The 22,678-nt window shown below is 42.5% G+C and carries 18 protein-coding genes and 1 riboswitch; of the genes, 6 read left to right on the top strand and 12 right to left on the bottom strand.

Going from position 1 to position 22,678, the window contains the following annotated elements; genetic code table 11:
- The first annotated feature begins 60 nt into the window (after window positions 1–60).
- Window positions 61–1,092, top strand: coding sequence for a hypothetical protein (locus BLT41_RS10160; RefSeq protein WP_092160804.1), 1,032 nt, complete (start codon window positions 61–63; stop codon window positions 1,090–1,092).
- An 80-nt stretch (window positions 1,093–1,172) separates the two neighbouring features.
- Here the strand turns inward: BLT41_RS10160 and BLT41_RS10155 are convergent, their stop codons facing one another.
- Together BLT41_RS10155 and BLT41_RS10150 are read right to left on the bottom strand one after the other, a co-directional pair.
- Window positions 1,173–2,528 (bottom strand): phosphatidylserine decarboxylase family protein, encoded by a 1,356-nt coding sequence (locus tag BLT41_RS10155; protein ID WP_092160803.1) that lies wholly within the window; start codon window positions 2,526–2,528, stop codon window positions 1,173–1,175.
- A 125-nt stretch (window positions 2,529–2,653) separates the two neighbouring features.
- Window positions 2,654–3,274 (bottom strand): LysE/ArgO family amino acid transporter, encoded by a 621-nt coding sequence (locus BLT41_RS10150; RefSeq protein WP_092160802.1) that lies wholly within the window; start codon window positions 3,272–3,274, stop codon window positions 2,654–2,656.
- Between the two features lie 102 nt (window positions 3,275–3,376).
- On the opposite strand from BLT41_RS10150, the gene BLT41_RS10145 reads away from it, so the two are divergent.
- From BLT41_RS10145 to BLT41_RS10125, 5 genes are all read left to right on the top strand, one after another.
- On the top strand, window positions 3,377–4,261 hold the full coding sequence (locus tag BLT41_RS10145) for a LysR family transcriptional regulator ArgP (protein ID WP_092160801.1): 885 nt from the start codon (window positions 3,377–3,379) through the stop codon (window positions 4,259–4,261).
- 476 nt (window positions 4,262–4,737) lie between these two features.
- On the top strand, window positions 4,738–5,175 hold the full coding sequence (locus BLT41_RS10140; RefSeq protein WP_092160800.1) for an alanyl-tRNA editing protein: 438 nt from the start codon (window positions 4,738–4,740) through the stop codon (window positions 5,173–5,175).
- Window positions 5,176–5,247: 72 nt separating this feature from the next.
- Window positions 5,248–5,334, top strand: a riboswitch (ZMP/ZTP riboswitch).
- A 51-nt stretch (window positions 5,335–5,385) separates the two neighbouring features.
- Window positions 5,386–6,642 (top strand): serine hydroxymethyltransferase, encoded by a 1,257-nt coding sequence (locus BLT41_RS10135; protein WP_092160799.1) that lies wholly within the window; start codon window positions 5,386–5,388, stop codon window positions 6,640–6,642.
- Between the two features lie 189 nt (window positions 6,643–6,831).
- Entirely contained in the window at window positions 6,832–7,389 is a 558-nt protein-coding gene (locus BLT41_RS10130; protein WP_092160795.1) for a manganese efflux pump MntP, read from the top strand.
- Between the two features lie 154 nt (window positions 7,390–7,543).
- Window positions 7,544–8,506 carry a YheT family hydrolase gene (locus tag BLT41_RS10125; RefSeq protein ID WP_092160794.1) on the top strand — a complete coding sequence of 321 codons (963 nt, stop codon included), beginning with the start codon at window positions 7,544–7,546 and terminating at the stop codon, window positions 8,504–8,506.
- A gap of 59 nt (window positions 8,507–8,565) precedes the next feature.
- Here BLT41_RS10125 and BLT41_RS10120 read toward each other — a convergent pair whose 3' ends face one another.
- The 10 genes from BLT41_RS10120 to BLT41_RS10075 all read right to left on the bottom strand — a co-directional run bounded on the left by BLT41_RS10120 (window position 8,566) and on the right by BLT41_RS10075 (window position 22,678).
- Entirely contained in the window at window positions 8,566–8,889 is a 324-nt protein-coding gene (locus BLT41_RS10120; RefSeq protein ID WP_092160792.1) for an Hpt domain-containing protein, read from the bottom strand.
- Window positions 8,890–9,002: 113 nt separating this feature from the next.
- Window positions 9,003–10,814 (bottom strand): methyl-accepting chemotaxis protein, encoded by a 1,812-nt coding sequence (locus BLT41_RS10115; protein ID WP_092160790.1) that lies wholly within the window; start codon window positions 10,812–10,814, stop codon window positions 9,003–9,005.
- A gap of 200 nt (window positions 10,815–11,014) precedes the next feature.
- Window positions 11,015–11,317, bottom strand: a complete 303-nt coding sequence (locus BLT41_RS10110) for a Dabb family protein (protein ID WP_092160788.1) — start codon at window positions 11,315–11,317, stop codon at window positions 11,015–11,017.
- 82 nt (window positions 11,318–11,399) lie between these two features.
- Window positions 11,400–13,205 carry a methyl-accepting chemotaxis protein gene (locus BLT41_RS10105; RefSeq protein WP_092160786.1) on the bottom strand — a complete coding sequence of 602 codons (1,806 nt, stop codon included), beginning with the start codon at window positions 13,203–13,205 and terminating at the stop codon, window positions 11,400–11,402.
- A gap of 251 nt (window positions 13,206–13,456) precedes the next feature.
- Window positions 13,457–15,613 carry an L-lactate dehydrogenase (quinone) large subunit LdhH gene (gene ldhH, locus BLT41_RS10100; protein ID WP_092160784.1) on the bottom strand — a complete coding sequence of 719 codons (2,157 nt, stop codon included), beginning with the start codon at window positions 15,611–15,613 and terminating at the stop codon, window positions 13,457–13,459.
- Entirely contained in the window at window positions 15,613–16,239 is a 627-nt protein-coding gene (locus BLT41_RS10095; RefSeq protein ID WP_092160782.1) for a lactate utilization protein, read from the bottom strand. Before BLT41_RS10095 ends, ldhH begins: the two co-directional genes overlap by 1 nt.
- A gap of 227 nt (window positions 16,240–16,466) precedes the next feature.
- Entirely contained in the window at window positions 16,467–17,675 is a 1,209-nt protein-coding gene (locus tag BLT41_RS10090; protein WP_092160779.1) for an acetate kinase, read from the bottom strand.
- Window positions 17,675–19,792 (bottom strand): phosphate acetyltransferase, encoded by a 2,118-nt coding sequence (pta, locus tag BLT41_RS10085; RefSeq protein ID WP_092160777.1) that lies wholly within the window; start codon window positions 19,790–19,792, stop codon window positions 17,675–17,677. The genes BLT41_RS10090 and pta overlap by 1 nt, the downstream gene beginning before the upstream one ends.
- 201 nt (window positions 19,793–19,993) lie before the next feature.
- Entirely contained in the window at window positions 19,994–21,292 is a 1,299-nt protein-coding gene (locus tag BLT41_RS10080) for a (Fe-S)-binding protein (RefSeq protein WP_092160775.1), read from the bottom strand.
- Window positions 21,293–22,678 (bottom strand): FAD-linked oxidase C-terminal domain-containing protein, encoded by a 1,386-nt coding sequence (locus tag BLT41_RS10075; RefSeq protein WP_092160774.1) that lies wholly within the window; start codon window positions 22,676–22,678, stop codon window positions 21,293–21,295.

Here is a 22,678-nt window from a genome sequence, read left to right as displayed (position 1 = left end):
GTTAGAACAATTAAAGAAAAGATGAGCGTATGAATAACAAAGAAAAAAATAGGTATTATTATGAGCATTATAAAAAAATTACATAAAATGGTCCCGACTAGTGGCAAAGTATTGGCCTTCTTTATTCCCTTGGTCCTGTGGGGGCTTTGGTGGGCATATTCCGGGATGGGGTATATGTTCTCCACTACTGAATGGCCTGAAATATCCTCCCCTGTCCGTACGGAAATCGTAGAGGTTAAGGCACATCCTGCCTTCAACAACCCAGATGCTTCTGATTCGAGCAAGGAAGAACTTGAAAATTTGAAAGGCCGGGTTCTTGTTCTAGCAATTGTGTCCCGGTTGGAAGCTGAGCTGGCTGACGGGTGGACCCCCCAGTATTTGTTTGTGAATCCCAAATCTCATTTCGATAATGCGGTCAATCGTAAGCTTGGAGTTCTCACAGCTACAACTCTTTTGCAGAAATTTTTCTCCACCACCATGGCAAAATACGGTTCCATGGACCCTGAAAATCCATGGATGCAGGAAGCTCGTGAACGCGACTTTACCTACGGTCCCCGGACTTGGGGTTTCTTCGAGAGGTCTTCCTCTTCCGCGTATGACGATGGCGTAGCTAACGTCCACAAATACGCCGATAAGCTGATTGGAATGAAAGTGGACAGCAAGCAGAAGAAAGATACCCGTGCTATCGTCAACATCAAGGCCAGCGAAATCTATGAGATGTTGACCTTCATCCTTTCCAAAAACTTTATTGATGTTCCGCTAGGCTGGCTCTCTGCACCTGGAGATTCTCTGACGGGATCTGAACTGGATGACCGTGTGTATTTCGCACAAGGCATGACGTTGGTTCTTCGTGATGTAATCACCGTGCTGAAAGAACTCTATCCTGAAAAAATTACCAATGTGGACAAGGGCGGAACTCAGAACCTTGAGGAAGCGATGGTAGCCATGAACAAAATCTGCACATTCAACCCTGCGGTTGTATTACGCGGCAAAGAAGATTCTATGTTCGCTGACCACCGAGGCAAGATGGCTCGCTATATGTTCACAGTGAGAGAGCGACTGCTCGACGTGTCGGAAACTATTCGAAGATAAAGAATTCAAAAAGTTAGAAGAACACCACTATAAAAAAGGGTTTACATCGTATGCGATGTAAACCCCTTTTTTATTCTGTACTACTTCTTCGTCTTCTTTACCGTCGCAATTTTTGATCTTACAGGAATATTACTAGAATGCAGTCCCGGTTTCTGACCGTGCAGATCAAACTCAAGTTTCACACCCGGCCTGAAAATAAGAGTATGCGTGGAGCCTCCAAAGTGAAACATGCCCAGTTGATCACCCTTTTTCACATGCTGCCCTTCATAGACAGTAACTTCATTAGATGAAACTTCTGCCATGCCGACAAACATTACTCCCATCAAGCCGATATCCGGATTGTCAGCTTCTATCAGAACCAATGCTCTGGCAGCAACCTGCGTGATATATCCTTGAGATTCATTAGGGCCGGAAGGATCAAAGCCGAGACTCTGAGCTTCTGCGTAGTATGAACCGTCTATGTTCTGAACTTTCACGATTTTTCCACTCACAGGACTATGCCAGCGGTGGTAACTGAGAGCACTCAAAAAAGCCTGATAGACTGTTCCTCCGGCAAACTGTTTAGCAAGTTCCTCATCACCCATCATATGTGTAAGGGAATAAGGCTGCGCCTTGATCCAGAAATTATCGCGCAACTTAACATTTTCAACCAGTCTATACGGTGCGGATTCACAGGAATTACTTATGACATAATCATCGTCAGGGGCCGCCACTGGACGGCGGCCTTCACGAAAGACACGTGTGAAAAAGTCATCCCATGAAGTAAAACCGTAATACGGTTTCTTCGGATCGCAGATAAAGTCCTTTGCAAAAGTCGGCATTGCTTTTTTTGCATCACGTCCGAACCAGCCATTTTCAGGATCATCACTCAAAACGTAACGTGAATCCTGTGAACCAAGAAACACAGCCCACTGAGTCAAAATTTTCTTAAGCTGCCGGTTAACCTTATCATTCAGAAAAGCAGCAGTCCCGGCAGAAGTTCCCATAGGCCAGTCTAAAATAGCATTGATCGGGAATCCAACCAGCCCTGTTTTGTTGAATTCAGGAGCACGCGTCATAATGGCGTTTATAAGTCGCAACATATGGTTATAATCTCTGACCTGCGGTTTGCCGGTAGGATCTTTGTCATAAGGAGGCTTGTGGGGAACCTGCTTAAACATTTCAGTAAAGAGCATGAAAAGTTCAGGGTCGCTCTCAATCAAATCTTTAAATTCCTGAATAACAGGAAGCAAGACAACCTTGCTGGAACCATCCGTCTGACTAATAATATCAGCTCGCCAGTCATTCAATACCTGCTGATCAGAAGGTAGCCACTTTCCCACCCGGTAAGGGGTTGTCTCTTTCGACACATCTGCAAAAGAAGATTGCGCCGATAACACCAATAAAATCGCTAGAAAAACTGCAAAAATGCCGGTTTTAAACAAAAGTTTTTTCATAAGAACTCCTTTTTGTTAGTCATCACTAATGTTCATAACGGAGCATCCGCACTATGAATATTCCTTTGGTTTTAGCCTATTTTACGAAGTGTGGGAATGAATTATCTTACTATTGTTTATTGTCACTATACACTCATAGCTTTTGCACCAAGACTGAACGCTATCGCCCACATGGTCACGCCTACAAGGCTATCCAGTATACGCCAAGTCACAGGCTTTCTAAATAAAGGAGCTAACGCACGCCCTCCAAATCCAAGGGTGTAAAACCAGATAAATGATGCTGTCACAGCTCCAAAACCGAAGAAATATCGAGCTTCGCCTGAATACTGGCCGCTGATGGAACCGAGCATTACTATCGTATCCAAATATACATGCGGATTAAGTAAGGTTATCGCAAAAGTCATCATAATGATTGGGCGTACTCCCGTGACAGTCTCCTCATCACTTTCAAGCTTGCCGCCATTTATTGCTGAACGGAAAGAACTAAATCCGCACCACGCAAGAAAGGCAGCTCCGCCCCACGCGGCAGGTTTAAGCCACATAGGATGAGAAGCAACAAAATCACCTGTTCCAAGCACGCCAAGTGTAATCAACACAGCATCGCACAGCGCACACACCAAACAAATTTTCAGATGATGATTCTTTTTGATGCTCTGAGTCAGCACAAAGGCATTCTGAGCACCGATAGCAACAATCAGCCCTCCCCCGGTCCCGAATCCCTGCATATATGGTAGTATCATAGACATTTATTATCTCCATTGTTTAAGTTGAAGCGATCTTAAACATCCAATCTGAATTAGTAAAATTAAATATTTTCATTTGTTATTAATTTTGCTTATATTGATGACATGCTCGATTATAAATTTCTGGAAGCTCTTACTGCGGTAATAGAGGAAGGCGGATTCGATAAAGCGTCCGCCAAGCTGAACCTTACTCAATCAGCGGTATCTCAGCGCATACGAAACCTTGAGGAACAATCAGGCCAAGTACTGATAGTTCGTTCAGTTCCGCCGGAACCTACGGAAGCAGGCCGCAAACTGATAAAACATTTGCGGCAAGTAAGGCTTATGGAACATGAACTGGCAGATGAAACAGGACTTAATCATCCCGATGATTTTATTATAATACCGCTTGGTGTGAATGCGGACAGTCTGGCAACATGGCTGTTTGACGCGCTGGATGATTTTTTACATGAAAATCGCGTGCTTCTTGATATCTACGTTGACGACGAAAACCAAACTCATGAGTTACTTAAGCGAGGGGAAGTTGTCGGGTGCATCGGTACCGGCTCTAAACAACTTAAAAGCTGTAAAAGAGAATACCTCGCAACCATAGAATATTTATGCGTTTGCACGGATTCATTCCGGGATAAGTGGTTTAAGGACGGATTCACTTTGAAGAATGTCACAAAAGCTCCGGCGGCTATGTTCAACCGCAAAGATGAAACTCAAGGCCAAATATTAAATTTAGCCTTTCCCGATACGACAATCACGCACCCTATTTTTTACGTGCCATCATCTGAATCATTCATAGATGTAATTCGCAGAGGATTTGCATACGGAATGGTGCCGGAAATGCAGGCACAGGAAGACATTGATTCCGGTAAGCTTATTGAGTTGATTTCTAACGTGAGAGTATCTGTTCCCTTGTATTGGCAATCATGGAGTGTGGATACCCCTTTGCTGAATGGGCTTAGTAAGGCACTTGTTGATTATTTCAAGAGTACATCTTAATTTTATTATTATCTTTCTTTTGACACCTTTTTCAAATTCGTATACACCTCTTCTTAGTTCGAACATACAGATTCCTTCTATCGAACAAACTCAGTCATTTTAATAAGATTTTATATTTCTAAAAGGGCATCCCCTTAAATGAACATGAAGAGACGGGTTCTACCTCCCTCTGTAATGCCCATAAACATTGCAGAAGATCTGTTTTCTTCCTCCCTGTAAAAGAGAATACGGAGGCGCACACGCTGTCAGCGCCTCCAATTTCTCTTTACCCAGCCTTCTGCCCCCACGCGAATCTCATTTAAAAAATAAAAATAATTCAACTTGTAATACTTCCCTATTTTAAATACTATGCCTACCTGTTGAATATCCGGTGAAAGCAAAACAATCACACTTGCTTTATATCCTCATCATTAATGAATAATTACTCATCACATAAAAAGTACAAACTAACAGCTAGTTAGTAGAAGGATTTTATCATGGCAAAAGACTATCAGCCAAGAATGCACTCTGCGGAGCATATGCTGAATTCAGCAATGGATCGCAAATTCAACTGCGGTCGTTGTTTCAGCGCACATATTAATAAGAAAAAATCTAAATGCGACTATAAATACAAACGCGGCATGACTGACGAAGAAGCTAGAGAAATTGAAATGACTGTTAATGCAGCAATTTCTGCTAAACTTCCTGTCACCGACGATCTGATCACCCTTGAAGAAGCTGAAGAAAAATATAATCTGGAAAGACTCCCTGACGGAGTAGACGGCGTAAGAGTTATTAAAATCGGCGATTTTGACACCTGCCCTTGCATTGGTGAACATGTTGATAACACCAGCGAAATTGGTGAATTCAAGATGGTTTCACACAGTTTTGAAGATGGCGTTTTACGCATCAGATACAAATTAGGCGAAGCATAATAAATTGCAGGCTTAAAAATTGTTTACAGGATAAAATTCTGTTGATAGTTTTTAAGCCTGCTGTTTAATTATATCATTCCGTGCAACTGGCGATCTTAAGTGGAATAAACCACGAGGAAACACGGAATCAGCTTTCTGCCGCTCGCCTGGGCCACGTCATACGACGTGCATCCTTTCCCTTTAACGAGGGAACAAACAAAGGAGTTGCCCATGAATTCTTACCGTGCCCTTCTCAAAAAATCAGACCCCGACATTTTTTCCGCCCTCGAGGGTGAAGAACGCAGACAGCGAGTCGGCATCGAACTTATTCCTTCCGAAAACTATACTTATCCCGAAGTTCTTTGTGCATTAGGCAGTGTTTTTACCAACAAATATTCTGAGGGTTATCCCGGTAAACGTTATTACGGCGGTCAAGAATTTACCGACAAAATCGAGAATATTGCCCGCGAAAGAGCTAAAGAAGTTTTCAGATGCGAACACGCTAATGTGCAGCCGCTCTCCGGTTCGCCCATGAATCAGGCTGTATACCTCGGCCTTCTCGAACCCGGCGACACCATTCTGGCAATGGACCTTTCCCATGGCGGGCACCTGACTCACGGTGCGCCTGTTTCCTTTATGGGTAAATTGTTCAATTTTATCCGCTATAAAACTGATCCTGTCGATGGAAACATTGATTTCGACGAACTCCGCAAGACAGCTCTAAAGCATAAACCTAAAATGATTCTATGCGGTTACACTTCGTATCCGCGAGATCTTGATTATGCATCATTCAAACGAATCGCGGATGAAGTCGGTGCCATAACAATGACAGACGCCTCGCATTATGGAGGACTGGTTGCAGCAGATGTTATGCTGAACCCTTTTGATTTCGGTTTCGACATAGTCACAACCACTTCCCACAAATCGCTCAGAGGTCCGCGCGGCGGAATCATTTTATGTAAAAAAGAATTTGCTCCGAAGATCGACAAGGCCGTTTTCCCCGGCTTACAAGGCGGCCCGCATATGAACACGATTGCCGGTATAGCTATCGCTTTAAAAAAAGCAGCGGAACTTGATTTTCACAAATACGGATTGCAAATCCTTAATAATGCAAAAACGCTTGCGACTGAACTCACAGAATCAGGAGTAAGCCTCGTCACGGGTGGCACTGATAATCACATGATGGTTATTGATACAGAAAAAAGCTTTGGTATAAACGGTAAAGTAGCAGAAGAACTTCTTGATTCGGTGTCTATCACAACTAATAAACAAATTATCCCCGACGACCCAAATCCTCCGCTGAAACCGAGCGGAATAAGAATCGGAACCCCCGCCGCCACAACTCGCGGTATGAAAGAAAAGGATATGGTTCAACTTGCAGGATGGATGATAAAGACTTTGAAAAATCCAGATAAATTAGAACTGGCTAGACATACTAAACACGAGATTGAATCTTTCTGCTCTAAATTTCCGGTTCCGGGAATTTAATAAAAAGTTTGTAATCAGCCCGGAACTATATATTTTAAAAATAGTTCCGGGCTATTTCTTTAATGGATATTTTTTCCGCGACATTTTTTTTCACGCATCTTTTTTTACTTAACAAAACAGCTCATACTAGATAGAGGTTTCAGCTGTTAACAACTCTTACTCAACCCATCAAAGCAAAACAAAATTTTTATGACTTTATATGAAATAATCATCATATCCATAGCTCTTGCCATGGATGCCTTTACCATAGCTGTTGCATGCGGTCTCTGCATGCCGGAAGTAACAAAACGCCATACTTTCAGACTCGCGTTTCATTTTGGTCTTTTTCAGGCTCTCATGCCGGTGATAGGCTGGGCTGCCGGTCTTGCCGTAAAAGCCATGGTGGAAACATACGCTCCGTGGATTTCATTTATTCTGCTCTCATTTGTAGGCGGAAAAATGATTTATGACTCCTTTCAGCAAGACGAATCGTGCGACACCAAAAAAGATCCTACTAAAGGATTTTCACTTATTTTCCTGTCAATTGCTACAAGCCTTGATGCTCTTGCTGTCGGGTTGTCCTTTTCGATTATGGACTATCCCATTGCCATGCCATCAGTTTTAATTGGTATTACAGCGTTTGTATTAACAGCAATAGGTATGCAAATTGGCAAAAAATTCTCCAAAGCTTCACGCTATAGCCATATTGCAGAACTGGTTGGCGGCATCGTTCTGATCCTCATCGGCCTTAAGCTCTTGCTTCAATAAAAAAAATTAAACATAAATAATCACGAAATCCTCATTTCTGCTTTTGACAGTAAACAATCCTAGGTATACTCTGGTTTGAATAGTGTCGTTTATTATTCAACAAACATCAAAATCCGGTTTGCAAACGTAAGCCAAGGACGGATATTTTTACCAAATGCCCTTATTGCAGCCCCCACCCTATAAACCTAAATTTCCTCTCCAGTCCGGCCATCTTCAAACCATTTTCCCGAGACTTTTCCGAAAAGTTAATCTCCCTCCTGTTATAAGAAGAAGAATCAACACTCCCGACGGAGATTTTCTGGACATCGACTGGCATCTGGCCGGCAGCACAAGACTGGCTGTAATTGCTCACGGACTTGAAGGCAACTCAAGAAGACACTATGTGCTTGGAATGGCACGAGCCATGGTTCTTTCCGGATGGGATTGCATCACCTACAATTTTCGAGGATGCAGCAAAGAAATGAACAGAAGGCCGCAAATGTACCACAGCGGCGACACCCAAGACATCAACACAGTTCTGCAATACGGATTAAACCACGGCATATATGATGACGCGGCTCTTATCGGATTCAGCATGGGTGGAAATCAGGTTTTGAAATACTTAGGTGAAAATCCCGAACAAGTTCCTGAAAATGTTACACGGGCAATAGGAATATCCGTTCCATGTGATCTTGCTTCAGCAGCAAGGCAGCTTTGTAAAAAATCAAACTTTATTTACAGCCAATATTTTTTACGATCACTCAAAAAAAAGGTCATCACCAAAAACAGACTATTCCCAACTCTCTTTCCGCTTGAAGGTCTGCCATCCATTAAAAATCTTATAGATTTCGACAACAAATATACCGCACCGCTTAATGACTTTAAAGACGCTTCCGATTACTACAGCAAGGCATCGTGCAAACAGTTTTTACATCGGATTAAAATTCCTACGCTTATTATAAACGCTCAAGATGATCCTTTTCTCGCTCCTGAATGCTACCCCATTGCAGAAGCCCAGAACAACAATTACCTATCTCTTCAAATCCCCCAATATGGCGGACATGTTGGTTTCACAGACTTACCACAAGAAAAACAACTCTGGTCTGAAAGCCGAGCTGTAAGGTTTTTAAACACATAAAAAAATAAGGCCCGGCAGAAATATCTGCCGGGCCTTATTTTTTTAATTAAATTTTAAAATTAGAATAAACATGACAACTCTTTTTTAAGTCGCATAAAAGAACATCCTAAATATAAAGGAGTAGTACTTTGAGCGTCTTTTCCGATATTATCAGCAACCAAGCTCATATCTACAAGCCCTAAATTGCCAAGACTTTCTTTAAGCGTATCCGCATGGATAATTATTGACTCGAAATCGCCATTATCAATTGATTCATCCAGTTCGTCCAATTGCAAACGCAAAGAATCAGCTACTTCTTTTATAAATTCATCCAATTTATCAGGATGTAAATTCAATTCTTTTGACAGAAAATCTCGAGCAATTGACAATTGTTTGTAACTCACAAAAACCTCCGCCCAAATGGCCTGTAAATAACAAAAAAGGGCCGAGCCTTTTACGGTCCCGGCCCTGATTTTTTTGTCGAAGCTGATTAAACAATGCTTTCAGCAAAAACGTATTAGTCGCCGCGCCTTAATTCTTCAACCAGATCAAGCAATTCTCGAACTTCTTCCGACAAATTACGGGTTCCATCAGATGCCTTTTGACTATTTCTGGAGTTCTCTTCAGTCATGGAATCAATTTCACCGACGCTACGATTAATCTCTTCAGAGGTTGCAGATTGTTCCTCAGCGGCTGTTGCAATAGAGCGAACCTGATCTGCTGAATTTCGAGCCAATTCAACAATTTCAGTAAGCATATTTCCTGAAGTGCGAGAAAGGTCAGTGGCCTTTTCAACAGCACTTACTGTTGCATCCATGCCCTTAACATTTTCGCGCGCCAACTGCTGAATAGAATTGATGCTACTTTCAACTTCTTCTGTTGCACCAATTGTCTTTTCTGCTAGCTTACGTACTTCATCGGCGACAACTGCGAATCCTCTTCCGGCATCTCCGGCCCTTGCGGCTTCGATAGCAGCATTCAGAGCGAGAAGATTTGTCTGGTCGGCAATATCATTGATGACACCAAGTACATTTCCGATTTCAACAGACTGCCTGCCGAGTTGTTCCATTGTCTCCTTGAGCTTGGCTGTTCTATCCTGAATGTCCGTCATAGCAACAATAGTATCTTGAACCATTTCAGCGCCTTCGCCGGCCTTTTCCATAGACATCTCAGAGCTTTCACTTGTTTCAGAAGCATTTCGGGCAACTTCAAGAACAGTAACGTTCATTTCTTCCATTGCTGTTGCAGTCTCGGCCACTCTCTGCTTCTGAAACTCACTTCCACTCAGAATTTCTTCAGCACTGGCAGTAACTTCATCAGTGATTGTAGAAACACGGTCAATAACGGCCTGCAACTTTTCAGCAGCAGCCAACATACCTTCCTTCTTTGCCCCTTCCGCACGCTTAGTTGCTTCCTGAGCTTCAGCAGCAGCCTTCTGAGCAATCTTAGTTGCTTCCTGAGCTTCTGCTTCCTTTAGCTTAATACTCTCAATATTCTGAGACAGAGTAGAAACCATTGAATTCAAAGCTTGTTGCAGCGTTGAAATTTCATTTCTACCTTGCGGATCAAGACTTACATCAAGGTTACCCTCAGCTACAGATGTTGCAGCTTCGGTTGATTCGCGTAGAGGAGTAACAATTGTTCTGATAAGATAGAGACTTAAAGGTAATATGAAAATAAGAAAAACTCCGCCGGCCCCGAGCAGAATCTTCATAGTAAGAGAGTTTGCGCTTTCATTCATAGCGCCACTTATACGAGCCTTTTCACGATCAATATTATCAATATAAACGCCGGTTCCTATCCACATACTAGTTCCGGGAATCATCTGTGCATAACTGACCTTCGGCTGAACTCCAGCTCCAGGCTTTTCAAATTCGTAAGTAACAAAACCACCGCCACCTTGGGCAACGGTTTCTAACTCCCGAACAAGGAAAAGCCCGTTATGATCCTTGAGTCCTCCGAGATCCTTACCCTGCAAGGACTTCTTGGGAGGCATAACCATATTAACAGTACCCTTATATACAAAAAAGTACCCGGAATTGTCCTTTTCATATCTGATCGGGTCCAAAGCTTTACGTATAAACTTTAACCTCTCATCTTCGCCCGTAATATCCTTTAACTCTTCACCAATGGAAAGTGCCATGCTCTTAGTAGCTACATGTATCTTATCTTTCTGATCTGCAAGCATGACCTTTTGAGTCTCGCTTACTCCATATTCTGTAATATCGCGGATAGCTCCTAGAAAAAGAACTCCGGTTACAATCAAAAATAGAACCATCAGAGCTAACAGAAAGAAAAATCTGGATCCGATTGATAAATTTTTAAACATAGGATCCTCCCCCTATAAGATATTACACACATTGAACGCATCAATTCAGAAAACAATTCCTGAACCAGTTACTAAAACCTAATCCCAATATACACGACATATAATTTTAATAAAAGTATTTTGTAAAAAAAGTTGAAACAAAAAAAAGAGCTGGAAGTAGTTAAACTTCCAGCTCTCTAAAAATAATAATTATGGAGTTGCTATATCACGTAATCAACAGCACTTCGGGATAACGCTACCTGTTTGATAAAAACACCACATTCCTGATGCAAAGGATGAATCTGATAGGCATCAAGATCTTCTTTTGTATCAAATTCAGAATAAAGTACTACATTGCAAGCCGGAGATGCTTCAAAAATGTCTACACTTACTTCAATATGTTTAAGGGTATCGATCTTTCCAGACAGATTTTCAAGAATTTCTTTAATTTTCAACCCGTTTTGAACAGCAGTTCCACCTTCAGCTTCATCCTTCAACGTCCACATAACAATATGCTTAATCATTACTTTCTCCTTTGCCTAATTATTTGTAGTGCCAGTTAAATCGGCATAAAAACCCAATAACACACAATCATTAATAAATTTATTATCTACGTAATTCTTCAACCAGAGCAACAAGCGCATCAACTTCACCGGAGAGATCTTTTGCGCCCTCTGCAGCACGCATACTATTTTTCGCATTATCTTCTGTCATAGAATCAATTTCGGCGATACTGCGATTAATCTCTTCTGATGTTGCCGACTGCTCCTCTGCTGCTGTGGCAATGGACTGAACCTGTCCCGCAGCATTTCCTGCAAGCTTAACAATTTCAGCAAGAACATCACCAGACGTCCTTGAATACTCAGTAGCACCGCTAATTGCTTTAACAGCGCTCTGCATACCCGATATGTTCTGTTTTGCTAGGTTTTGAATCAAAGCAATGCTCTTTTCAACTTCATCTGTTGCACCGATTGTTTTTTCTGCAAGCTTACGAACCTCATCAGCAACAACCGCAAAACCTCGACCGGCATCCCCTGCTCTGGCAGCTTCAATTGCAGCATTAAGAGCCAATAGATTTGTCTGATCGGCAATGTCATTAATTACGCCGATAACCTTTCCGATATCAGTTGATTGAGTATTAAGCTTATCCATCAGTTCTTCAAGATCATTAGTCTGCTTTTGAATACCCAGCATCGACTCAATGGTCCCTTGAACAACTTGATGTCCTTCGGTAGCTTTATTTCTTGTTTGTTCCGTGTCTTTGTTCGTTTCAGAAGCACTCTGAGCAACCTCAAGAACAGTCGCTGTCATCTCTTCCATTGCTGTGGCAGTTTCTGCTATGCGCTGTTTCTGGAAATCACTTCCGGTCATTATTTCTTCAGTGCTCTGTTCAACATTTTTAGAAATTTCAACTATATTTTTTAAAACAGACTCAAGTTTATCCGCAGCAGTCTGCATACCTTCTTTCTTAGCCCCTTCGGCCTGACGACGCGCTTCATCTGCTTCCGCAGCGGCCAGCTTGGCAACACGGGTCTGCTCTTCAGCCTCCGCGCCTTTCGCTTTTATATTTTCAAGATTAGACGACAAAGTAACGACCATTGAATTTAAAGCACTTTGCAAAGTAGAAATTTCATTTCTGCCCTGCGGATTAAGCTTTACTTCAAGATCACCTGAAGCAACTTTACTGGCAGCTTCAGTCGATTCATGCAAAGGACGAACAATCGTCCGGATCATATACAGACAAAGTGGTAAAACTAAAAAAATTAAAACAGCCCCGACTATTAACCCAATCTTAATAGTACCGGACTTAGCATTGCTTATCATCTCACCATTGATACGGGCTTTAACTTCATCGATATTATCAATGTAAACCCCTGTTCCAATCCACATATCCGTGCCGGGTATCATTTCTGCGTAGCCTAGTTTCGGCTGAATCCCTTTACCGGGCTTATCAAAAACATAAGAAACAAAACCGCCGCCACTTAGAGCTGCACGTGCAAGATCCTGAACAAAATATACACCATTTTTATCTTTGGCGTTCTTTAAATCTTTACCCTGAACAGCTTTTTTCGTAGGCAGTGCAACGTTAACAGTCCCCTTGTATACAAAGAAATATCCTGACTTATCTTTTTCGAACCTGATTTTATCAACTGCTTTTCTTATAAATTCAACTTTATCATCCTGACCATAAACGTCTTTCAGTTCTTCTCCGAGAGAAATTGCAATCGTTTTAGTCGCAACCTCAATTTTACCTTTTTCCTCTTCAAACATGACTTTTTGAATCTCACTCATTCCGTAGTCAGCAAGCTCCTGATTTTGCATCATAAACATCGTTCCACTAAGAATTAGAAACAAAAACATCACCAGCAACAGTACGAAAAATCTGCCGCCAATCGATAAATTTTTAAACATAGCACTCTCCTTTCACAAGTAAGAATTAAACTATAAAGACAATCATTCTAGAAATTAGATTCAAAAAAAGGCTTTTCCACCGGGCGAGCGAATGGAAAAGCCTGGATTGTGCGGCAGGTAACCGATATATATTCAGTTGCGAGGTGAAGGTACCGGACATGGAGGCAATGCTGTTTACATGCCGCGACGATAAATATTTAAACAGAATCAGCTGTCACGCCTTATGCGAGACAGCTGATTCTACCATTTAACTATTTTCTGCGCTCGGATAAAAGTTCCGCAACATGACGGACTTCTATATCAAGGCCTTTCTTCTTAGCACCACCGCGAAGCTGCATAACACAACCGGGACAATCGGTAAGCAGAACAGCTGCACCAGTTTCTTCTACATTGTGCATTTTCTTAGAAAGCAACTGTTCAGATATTTTAGGGAACTTAACTGAGTAAGTTCCTCCGAATCCGCAACATACTTCTTCTTCAGCACATTCTACGTAGTCGAGTCCTGCTTTAACCATCAACTCACGAGGAGCGGTTTTTACGTCCAACCCTCTGCAAAGGTGACAAGGAGCATGATAAGTAACTTTTTTACCCTTTGAATCAAGGAAGTCTTCTTCTTTAATTCCGACCACATCGTTCATAAAGGAACTGTAGTCTATAACCTTATCTGCAAACTCTTGAACACGAATTGCATATTTAGGATCATGGCCAAGCATTTTTGGATAATTATGTTTGAGATGTGATGCACAAGAAGCACACATGGTCAAAATATATTCACAATCTGAATTTTCAAAAGCTTCCATATTCTGAATTGCTACTTCTCTACACGCTTGTTTTTCTCCCATCATCTGCAATGGAAGACCGCAACAAGACTGATCCATAGGAAATTCAAGTCCGATATCCTTACCGCGCATACTTTCCACAGTGGCTACAGACTGCTCAGGGTAAACGAAATCCTGAACACAGCCGGAGAAAATCGCGACTTTGTGTTTTGGATTTGCAATCTTCGCAGGCTTAACTTTAGACCACATATCGCGGAAAGGAACTTCAGCAACCACCGGTAATGATCTGAAATCATGATCAGGAGCAAAAATCATGGGCAGATGGCGAAGGAAACCGTCATTGCCTGCCACAGGTTTCTGAGCATATTTTGCTATACGCAGGAATTTGTGGAACAGTTTACGGTTTTTCATCATCTTGCCCAGCATAGCCGATGGAAGAGAATGTCCTTCCTCGTCCTGAATTCTGGCATGAATTTCTTTAATCAGAGCAGGAAGATCAATACCGCCTGCGCAGATTTCCTTACATGCACCACAGTTGATACAGTTCTGAACAAGGTTTTTAGCTTTATCAGTTCCATGGAAAAAGTAAGTGAGAATGAGGCCGATAGCCCCTATATAAATATGGCCCATCTTGTGGCCGCCGACCATGCGATAAACAGGACAGACATTGGCACATGCTCCGCAACGAACGCATTGAAGAACTTCAGCGAACACCGGGTCTTTAGCGAGAGCGCGTCTTCCATTGTCCAAAAACACGAAGTGCACTTTCTTCCTGTCATCCTCAGCCACGGCACACTCGTTAGACCCGGTGATCCAGGTAACATAAGAAGTGATAGCCTGCCCTGTAGCATTACGGGGCAAAACTTTAAGTACACGTAAAGCGTCATGCAATTTAGGTGTAAGTTTATCAAGTCCCATCAGAGCAACATGTACTCTAGGTAAAGTGGTAACCAATCTGGCGTTACCTTCATTGGTTACGATACCGATGGATCCAGTTTCTGCGATTGCAAAGTTACAACCGGAAATCCCCATATCAGCTTCAGTAAATTTCTGACGAAGTTCACGGCGAGCAACTTTAACAAGCTTCGGAATATCATCATCCTGCTTTTTGCCAGTAGCGTCAGTAAAAGTATCACTGACCTGATGGCGGGAAAGATGAATCGCAGGCATAACCATGTGGCTCGGACCTTCATGACGAAGCTGAATAATCCACTCACCGAGGTCAGTTTCGACAACATCCAGATCAAGGTCTTCCAAATGATGATTGAGGAGTGTTTCCTCAGCGGTCATGGATTTAGACTTAACAATCTTTGTACAGTTTTCTTCCTGAGCAATACGACCGATTATTTCATTCGCTTCTTGAGCAGTTGCTGCTAAATGAACAACGGCACCTTTTTTTTCAGCTTCTTCTTTAAACTGAACAAAAAGTTCGTCTATATTTGCAGTAGAACAAGCTTTCGCTTTTGCAATATCTTTTATCAAAGCTTTATCATCAATTTCTTTAAAAGCATTTGCTCTGCTTGTGCGATAAGCAATAGCGAAATTATCCATAGCAGTCCGCAGGAAATCATTATCTAAAGCTTCTCTAACTTGGCCTTTGTACTCTTTAAAATTTTTGGCATCCTGCATTATTTGTCCTCCAGAAGAAGAATATGAAGTTCGAGTGGGCCGTGCACACCAATAGCAAGCACTCGCTCAATGTCAGCAGTTCGGCTGGCACCAGTGATAAACGCTGTATAATCAGCAGCGCGCATACACTCTTCCAAGAATGATTCCAGTTCATAGGAAGTACCGACGATCTTAGACTTAGGAAGTACAGCGACATGAACTTCACTGATCATTGTAGCAATTCTTAATTCTTCACTGCGGGACTTAAGTACAAGAGTTCCGGTTTCCGCAATTCCATGGTCGACAACGGTAAAACCGATATCAATTCCACCGAGATATTTACGAAGACCATCTTTCAAGAGGTCAAAACCATTCTCTGAACAGAGTTTGCCTAATGATGAAAACTGTTTTTTATTGAGGGCAGGCGCGGCTATGGTTTTTCCGGTCTTGGTCTCACAGAGAGCACCGGCTTTAGCGGAAAGACCTTCTTCACAACCGGAAACAAGTAATTTACAAGCTTCTTTTTTGCCGCAAAGGTCTATTGTGTACTGGAACGCTTCATCTAAAGAAGACACTTCTGAAACTATGGCCGACACTAATCCGGCCTTTTCAGTGAAAAGTTTGACATTTTCGCTATTGACTGTCATTTTTTCTCCACGGTCAAAGGGGTAAACTCTTTAATGCAATATCCGTTGGTAATTCCCAGTGTAATACAGCTTCGACTTCCACTCGAATGCAGTACTTCAGCCCTTCCACAGTCTGATCTGGGTACATTTCTTCGGGTCGTTCCATAACAGGAACGACCCAAACCATCCTTTTATTCCGGCACGGAAACTTCCACTCCCCGAACCGAATTTATCCTAGTAACTATCTGCTACAATCCAAGAACTGCAACAGTGTCGTTAGCAATTTCAAGCTCTTCATTTGTCGCTATAACAAAAACTTTTACAGGGCTGTCATCGGCACTGATTGCTGATGGAGTTCTATCCCAATTCCAGTTTTTGTCAGAATCCATGATAATTCCAAAGTTTTCGAGATCAGAACAGGTTCTAGCTCTGTATTCAGGATCATTCTCACCGATTCCGGCAGTGAAGACGATAGCATCAACTTTGCCAAGTTCGAAGAAATAAGAACCTATGAACTGACGGACTCTATGAGTCGCCATATCAAGAGCCAGTTCTGCACGCTCATCACCCTTTTCAATACGGGAATGGATATCGCGAAGATCGTTGGAACCGCAAATGCCCTTCAAGCCGCTTTCATTGGTAAACATTGTTACAACTTCAGCTGCACTCATGTCCTTTTTATCAGAGATAAAACCGACAATAGCTGGGTCAAGATCTCCACAGCGGGTTCCCATTATGATCCCGCCAAGAGGAGTCAGTCCCATTGAAGTATCGCTACATTTTCCTTTTTTAACAGCGGAAAGAGAAGCACCATTGCCCAGATGAACAGTAACAAGATTGCACTCTTCAAGAGGTTTACCGAGAACTTTAGCGGCTTCACGAGCTACATATTTATGTGAAGTTCCATGTGCTCCGTAACGACGAAGAGCAAACTCTTCGTAATATTCGTAAGGGATACCGTACATGAATGCTTTAGGTTCCATTGTCTGATGGAAAGCAGTGTCAAACACTACAACCTGTCTTACTCCGGGGAACAGTTCCGTTGCAACTTCAATCCCGATAACATGTCCGGGATTGTGCAAAGGAGCCAAAGGAATAACGTCTCTGATTCCCTGAAGTACTTCTGCATCAACTTCAACAGGTTTAGAAAAAAGTTCTCCGCCGTGCACGATTCTATGACCGATACCGGCAATTTCTGAACTATCTTTAATAACCCCTTTTTCAGGGTCGGTTAGAAGGCGAACCACCTCGTGCATTCCTTCTTTATGTGTAGGAAATGCACATTCAATAGCTTCTTTAAACTCTTTCGGAGTTCCAAGAAATGCTTTGTGAGTAAGACTGCCCATCTCTTCGCCGATACGTTCGACAATGCCGGAAGCAAGAGGATTGCCTGAAGTCATATCAAGAAGTTGATATTTAATTGATGAGCTTCCAGCGTTGATTACTAATATTTTCATTAAATAAGTCCCTTTTCCGCCTGTGCTTGAATAGCGGTTATCGCTACGGTGTTTACAATATCGGGAACCGTACAACCTCTGGAAAGGTCGTTTACCGGTTTGTTAAGTCCCTGCAGAATAGGTCCGATTGCAACGGACTGTTCAGCTGAACGCTGCACTGCTTTATAAGTATTATTTCCGGTATTTAGATCAGGGAAGATGAACACTGTTGCTCGTCCTGCCACCTGACTGTCCGGAAGTTTTGTTTTAGCTACCGAAGGATCGATTGCAGCGTCATACTGCAAAGGCCCTTCAATCAGCAGGTCAGGAGCACGCTCTTTTGCAATACGGACGGCTTCCTTAACTTTTTCAACATCAGCACCTTTACCAGACTGCCCTGTTGAGTATGAAAGTAACGCAATTCTAGGTTCTACACCGAAAATACGAGCGGTCTGAGCAGAACTGAGAGCAATTTCTGCAAGCTGTTCAGCATTAGGATTAGGGTTAACCGCGCAGTCTCCGAATACAAGAACGCGATCCTTCAGGCACATCAGGAAAACACTGGATACAATAGATGCTCCGGGCTTTGTCTTAATAAACTCAAATGCGGGACGAATTGTCTGCGCAGTTGTAGTAACAGAACCTGAAACCATTCCATCTGCATCACCTGTATAGACCATCATGGAACCGAAGTAAGTTGGGTCCAGCATTCTGTCTCTGGCATCCGACATGCGGATACCTTTGTGCTCGCGAAGCTTAAAATAAGTTTCACAATAGCTTTCAAACTGAGGAGAAGACTCAGGATCAAGTATTCTGACATTGTGCATATCAAGACCGAGTGCAGAAATCTTAGAACCGACTTCATCTGCTTTACCAAGCAGAACGATATCAGCGACACCGCGACGGGTAAGCATATCAGCGGCACGAAGAACTCTTTCGGCTGTTCCTTCAGGAAGGACTATAATTTGCTTATTAGCCTTTGCCTTCTGAACCAGCTTGTACTCAAACATCTTCGGAGTAACTTTGTCTGATTTTGTAGAAACAAGACGCTGTCTAAGTTCATTAATATTAACATGCGATTCAAAAGTTCCCAGAGCGGAAGCTGTTTTACGCTGGTCTTCAGGATCAATGCGTCCGTAGAGTTCGCTAAGAACCTGAGTAGTACGATAAGTATTAGTATCTACCGACAGAATAGGAATCGGTACACCAGTCCACCCTTCAATCAACCTGTGAACGCTGGCACTTGGCTGCAATCCACCGGTAAGAAGAATCCCGGAGATATCAGGAAAGGAAGTGGATAATCTGGATGCAAGGCTGCTCAAAATGATATCTGAACGATCACCGGGAGTAATGATCAAACTTCCGGCTTCAATATATTCAAGGAAGTTACCAATACGCATTGCGGCGATTACGTAGTCGTCTACGAGAGTATCAAGTCTTCCGTGGCCATAAAGAACAGAAGCGTCGAGCCATTTCCGCACATCGTTCATGCTGGGGTTACCAAGACTTTCATCTTCAGCAATACCGTAAACAAGCAAATCTTGTGCGCATCTTGTTTTACATTTGATGCTGGAAAGGATTTCAGCCATTTCAGAAGGCGGAGCTGTAATTCTATTGATTACAGCAGCCACGGTGTCTACACCCTTATCTTCCAAAGCATCAATTACGAGCTGAGTCGAAGCAATGATATCTTCTGTTGTTTTTCCTCTGCCGTTTGCAACAAGCAAAACAGGACAACTGAGGTTGGCGGCGATCTCCGCATTGATATCAAATTCAAAGTTCTGGTCTTTACCCTGAAAATCGGTTCCTTCACAGAGAACAAAATCAAATTTTTCTTCAAGCTTACTGTATTTATTCAGGATATTTTCTAGCAACAATGAATGCTTGCCATTATTTATCAGCTCTCTAGCCTCTTTAAGAGTGTAAGCGTAAGTATCTTCATAATTGATATCAAGATTAAAATAATTCATTAAAAGATTGATATCATGGTCGCGGGAACCTGTCTGATTATCATTAATAATAGGCCTGAAAATAGCGACATTTTGTATGTCTCTAAGTAACAATTGCATTACGCCCAAAGCGATTGCAGACTTTCCGCTTTTCTCTTCGGTGGCTGTAATATACAAATTTATAGACACTAAAAAACTCCTGTTTGACGTGCGGGGAGGTTGGATATCTGGTTTCCGGATCAGACAAATCCCGCGCTGTTCAACTTGATAACCAAACGGGCCGGAAGTAACTTTACTTTCCTACTACCCGCTAAAAAAACCAACCGCTCACATAAGAGCGGTTTTTCGTAAAGTAGTCCAGACCGTAATTACGATCTGGACCATTTTACACTATTTTTTTATTGCATCGGCATAAATTTCTAACACATGCCGTACTTCAATTCCACCACCGGACTGCGAAAGCATGTCACCAAGCTGCATCATACATGCAGGACATGAGGTGGCAACAACTTCTGCACCGACGGCTCTTACATTATCAGCTTTACGCTGGCCTATACTTTTCGATAAATCGTAATGGAATAGATTGAAACTACCACCGCAACCACAGCAACGGTTGGCTTCATTCATCTCTTTAAACTCATATTTATCACTTTTTTTAAGCAATGCACGGGGCTGCTCAGTAACTCCAAGAGATTTTGCAAGATGACAAGGGTCGTGATACGTCACAGTCCTGTCACTTTTCTTAGGTTCTGCAGGCAAAGTCACTCCCACAACATCAACTAAAAATGCAGTGATATCCATAGTCTTGTCAGCAAGATCTTTAACTTTTTCTATAAAGACAGGATTCTCATCCTCGATCATCTTAATCCATGTTTCTTTAATAGTTGCAGTACAAGTTGCACATGGAGTAACAAGATAATCGAAATTGCCTTCTTCAAAAGCTTTTATATTCTGTTTCATAAGTGTGATGAATGATTCCTGATCTCCGGAAGCCAGAGTCGGGATTCCGCAACATGCCTGTCCCTTAGGAAGAAAAACACCCACACCATGATACTTTAGAACATCCATTGCGGCATGTCCTACATGAGGATACATTTTATCAACGACACATCCCGGGAAAAAAGCAACTTTAAGGCCGCTTGCTCCGCGAGGAGTATCAACGCTGGGATAATCTTTTCTGAACGGACGCTTTGCAAGCGGCATAAAATGACGCTCACCGAGCAACGGATTCAAAAGAGCACAGCTTGCTGTTCCGGCTGCTTCATCAGCGACTTTCTCAAAAGGCCCCTGAAACTTAGCACTCATGTCAGTCAGAAAGTTAAACAATTTCGGACGAGTCAGAAGTCCCTTAAAAATAAACTTTTTAGCAGAAGACAAACCCTTATAGGTTGTTACGATAACACGCGCCTTAATGAAAATGTCCATGATCTTAACACCACTTGGACAGTTCGCAGCGCATGATCCGCAAAGCAGACATCTGTTAAGCTTCTCGTTAACCTGATCAGGATCTTTAATCATTTCATGAGCAAGCTTCTCAAGAAGAGCGATCTTACCGCGAGTAACATCAGCTTCCTGCATGGTTTCAGCAAAGACAGGACAAACAGCCTGACACATACCGCACTTCATGCAAGCGACCATTTGGTCGTCCAGCTCCATAAGTTGTTTAGCTAATTTTTTAACGTCAGACATTTAGCTAGCCTCAATGATTTTGCCGGGATTAAGAATACCCTTAGGGTCAATGGCTTTCTTCATACGGAGAGAATAATCAAGAGTTGCCTGATTAGTTTCTTTTATCATCCATTTGGATTTAGCCATTCCTATTCCATGCTCACCGGAGAGTGTTCCTTTAAGAGAAAGCGCCACATCAAAGATCTCATTAACTGCTTCTTCTACGCGATGGAACTCGGCTTCATCTCTTTTATCACAAAGAATTGTCGGATGAAGATTACCGTCACCGGCATGTCCGAAAGTTCCGATAGAAATGTTATACTTTTCAGCAATCTTATTAACTCCGCGAATCATTGCAGGAATCTGACTGCGGGGAACAGTTGCATCTTCAAGAACTGTTGTAGGCCGTGCGCGTGCAAGAGCAGGAAGTGCATTACGACGAGCAAACCAGAGACTTTCACGTTCTGCTGCTGTTTCAGCCGCACGAACAGAAGTAGCACCGATTTTATTACAAATATCAACAATCTTTTGAGCATCATCAGCAACTTCAGCAGGATGACCATCAACTTCGATCAAAAGAATAGCTTCAGCTTCGGTTGGAAGACCCGCTTTAGTGAAAGCTTCAACATATTTAATAGTAACGTGATCAAGCAGTTCGAGAGTACAAGGAACGATATGATTTGCGATAATAGCAGCAACTGTTTCAGAAGCTTTATCGATATTGTCAAAGACAGCCATCATAGCTTTCGAAGCTTTAGGAGGAGGAACAAGCTTGAAAATGATATTACTGAAAACACCGAGAGTGCCTTCAGAAGCAACCATGAGTCCACCAAGATTGTAACCTGTTACACATTTAACTGTGCGTGAACCGGCCTTAATGAGGTCACCGTTAACGTCAAAGAAATCAATTCCCATAACGTAATCTTTAGTAACGCCGTATTTAAGGCCGCGAAGACCGCCCGCATTTTCAGCAACGTTACCACCGAGTGTGGAAACAGCCTGACTGCCTGGATCTGGAGGATAAAAAAGGCCGCGTTTTGCGACTTCTGCTGCAAATTGAGCTGTAACAACACCCGGCTCAACTACTGCATAAAGGTCTTCTTCGTTAATTTCTAAAATTTTATTAAGGCCGTTGGTCAGAACTACAATTCCGCCAGGATGAGGAATAGTTCCGCCGGAAAGATTTGTTCCAGCACCGCGAACAGTCAAAGGAAGACCATGCTCATTACAAAGCTTTGTAACCGGCCCAAGCTGTGCTGTGGTAGTAGGCTTAATCACAAGAGACGGGACAGCAGGATTAAGAACTGCTGAATCGTAGGAGTATGAATGCAGGTCTGCTTCTGTATGCAGAACACCTTCAGCTCCGACTATTTTTTCAAATTCTTTTGCCAGTTTTGCATTGGACAT

This window comes from Maridesulfovibrio ferrireducens (assembly GCF_900101105.1).
Classification (GTDB): Bacteria; Desulfobacterota; Desulfovibrionia; order Desulfovibrionales; family Desulfovibrionaceae; genus Maridesulfovibrio; species Maridesulfovibrio ferrireducens.
Note: the sequence above shows the minus strand (reverse complement) of the source record. Positions and strands in the feature narration are given on the sequence as shown.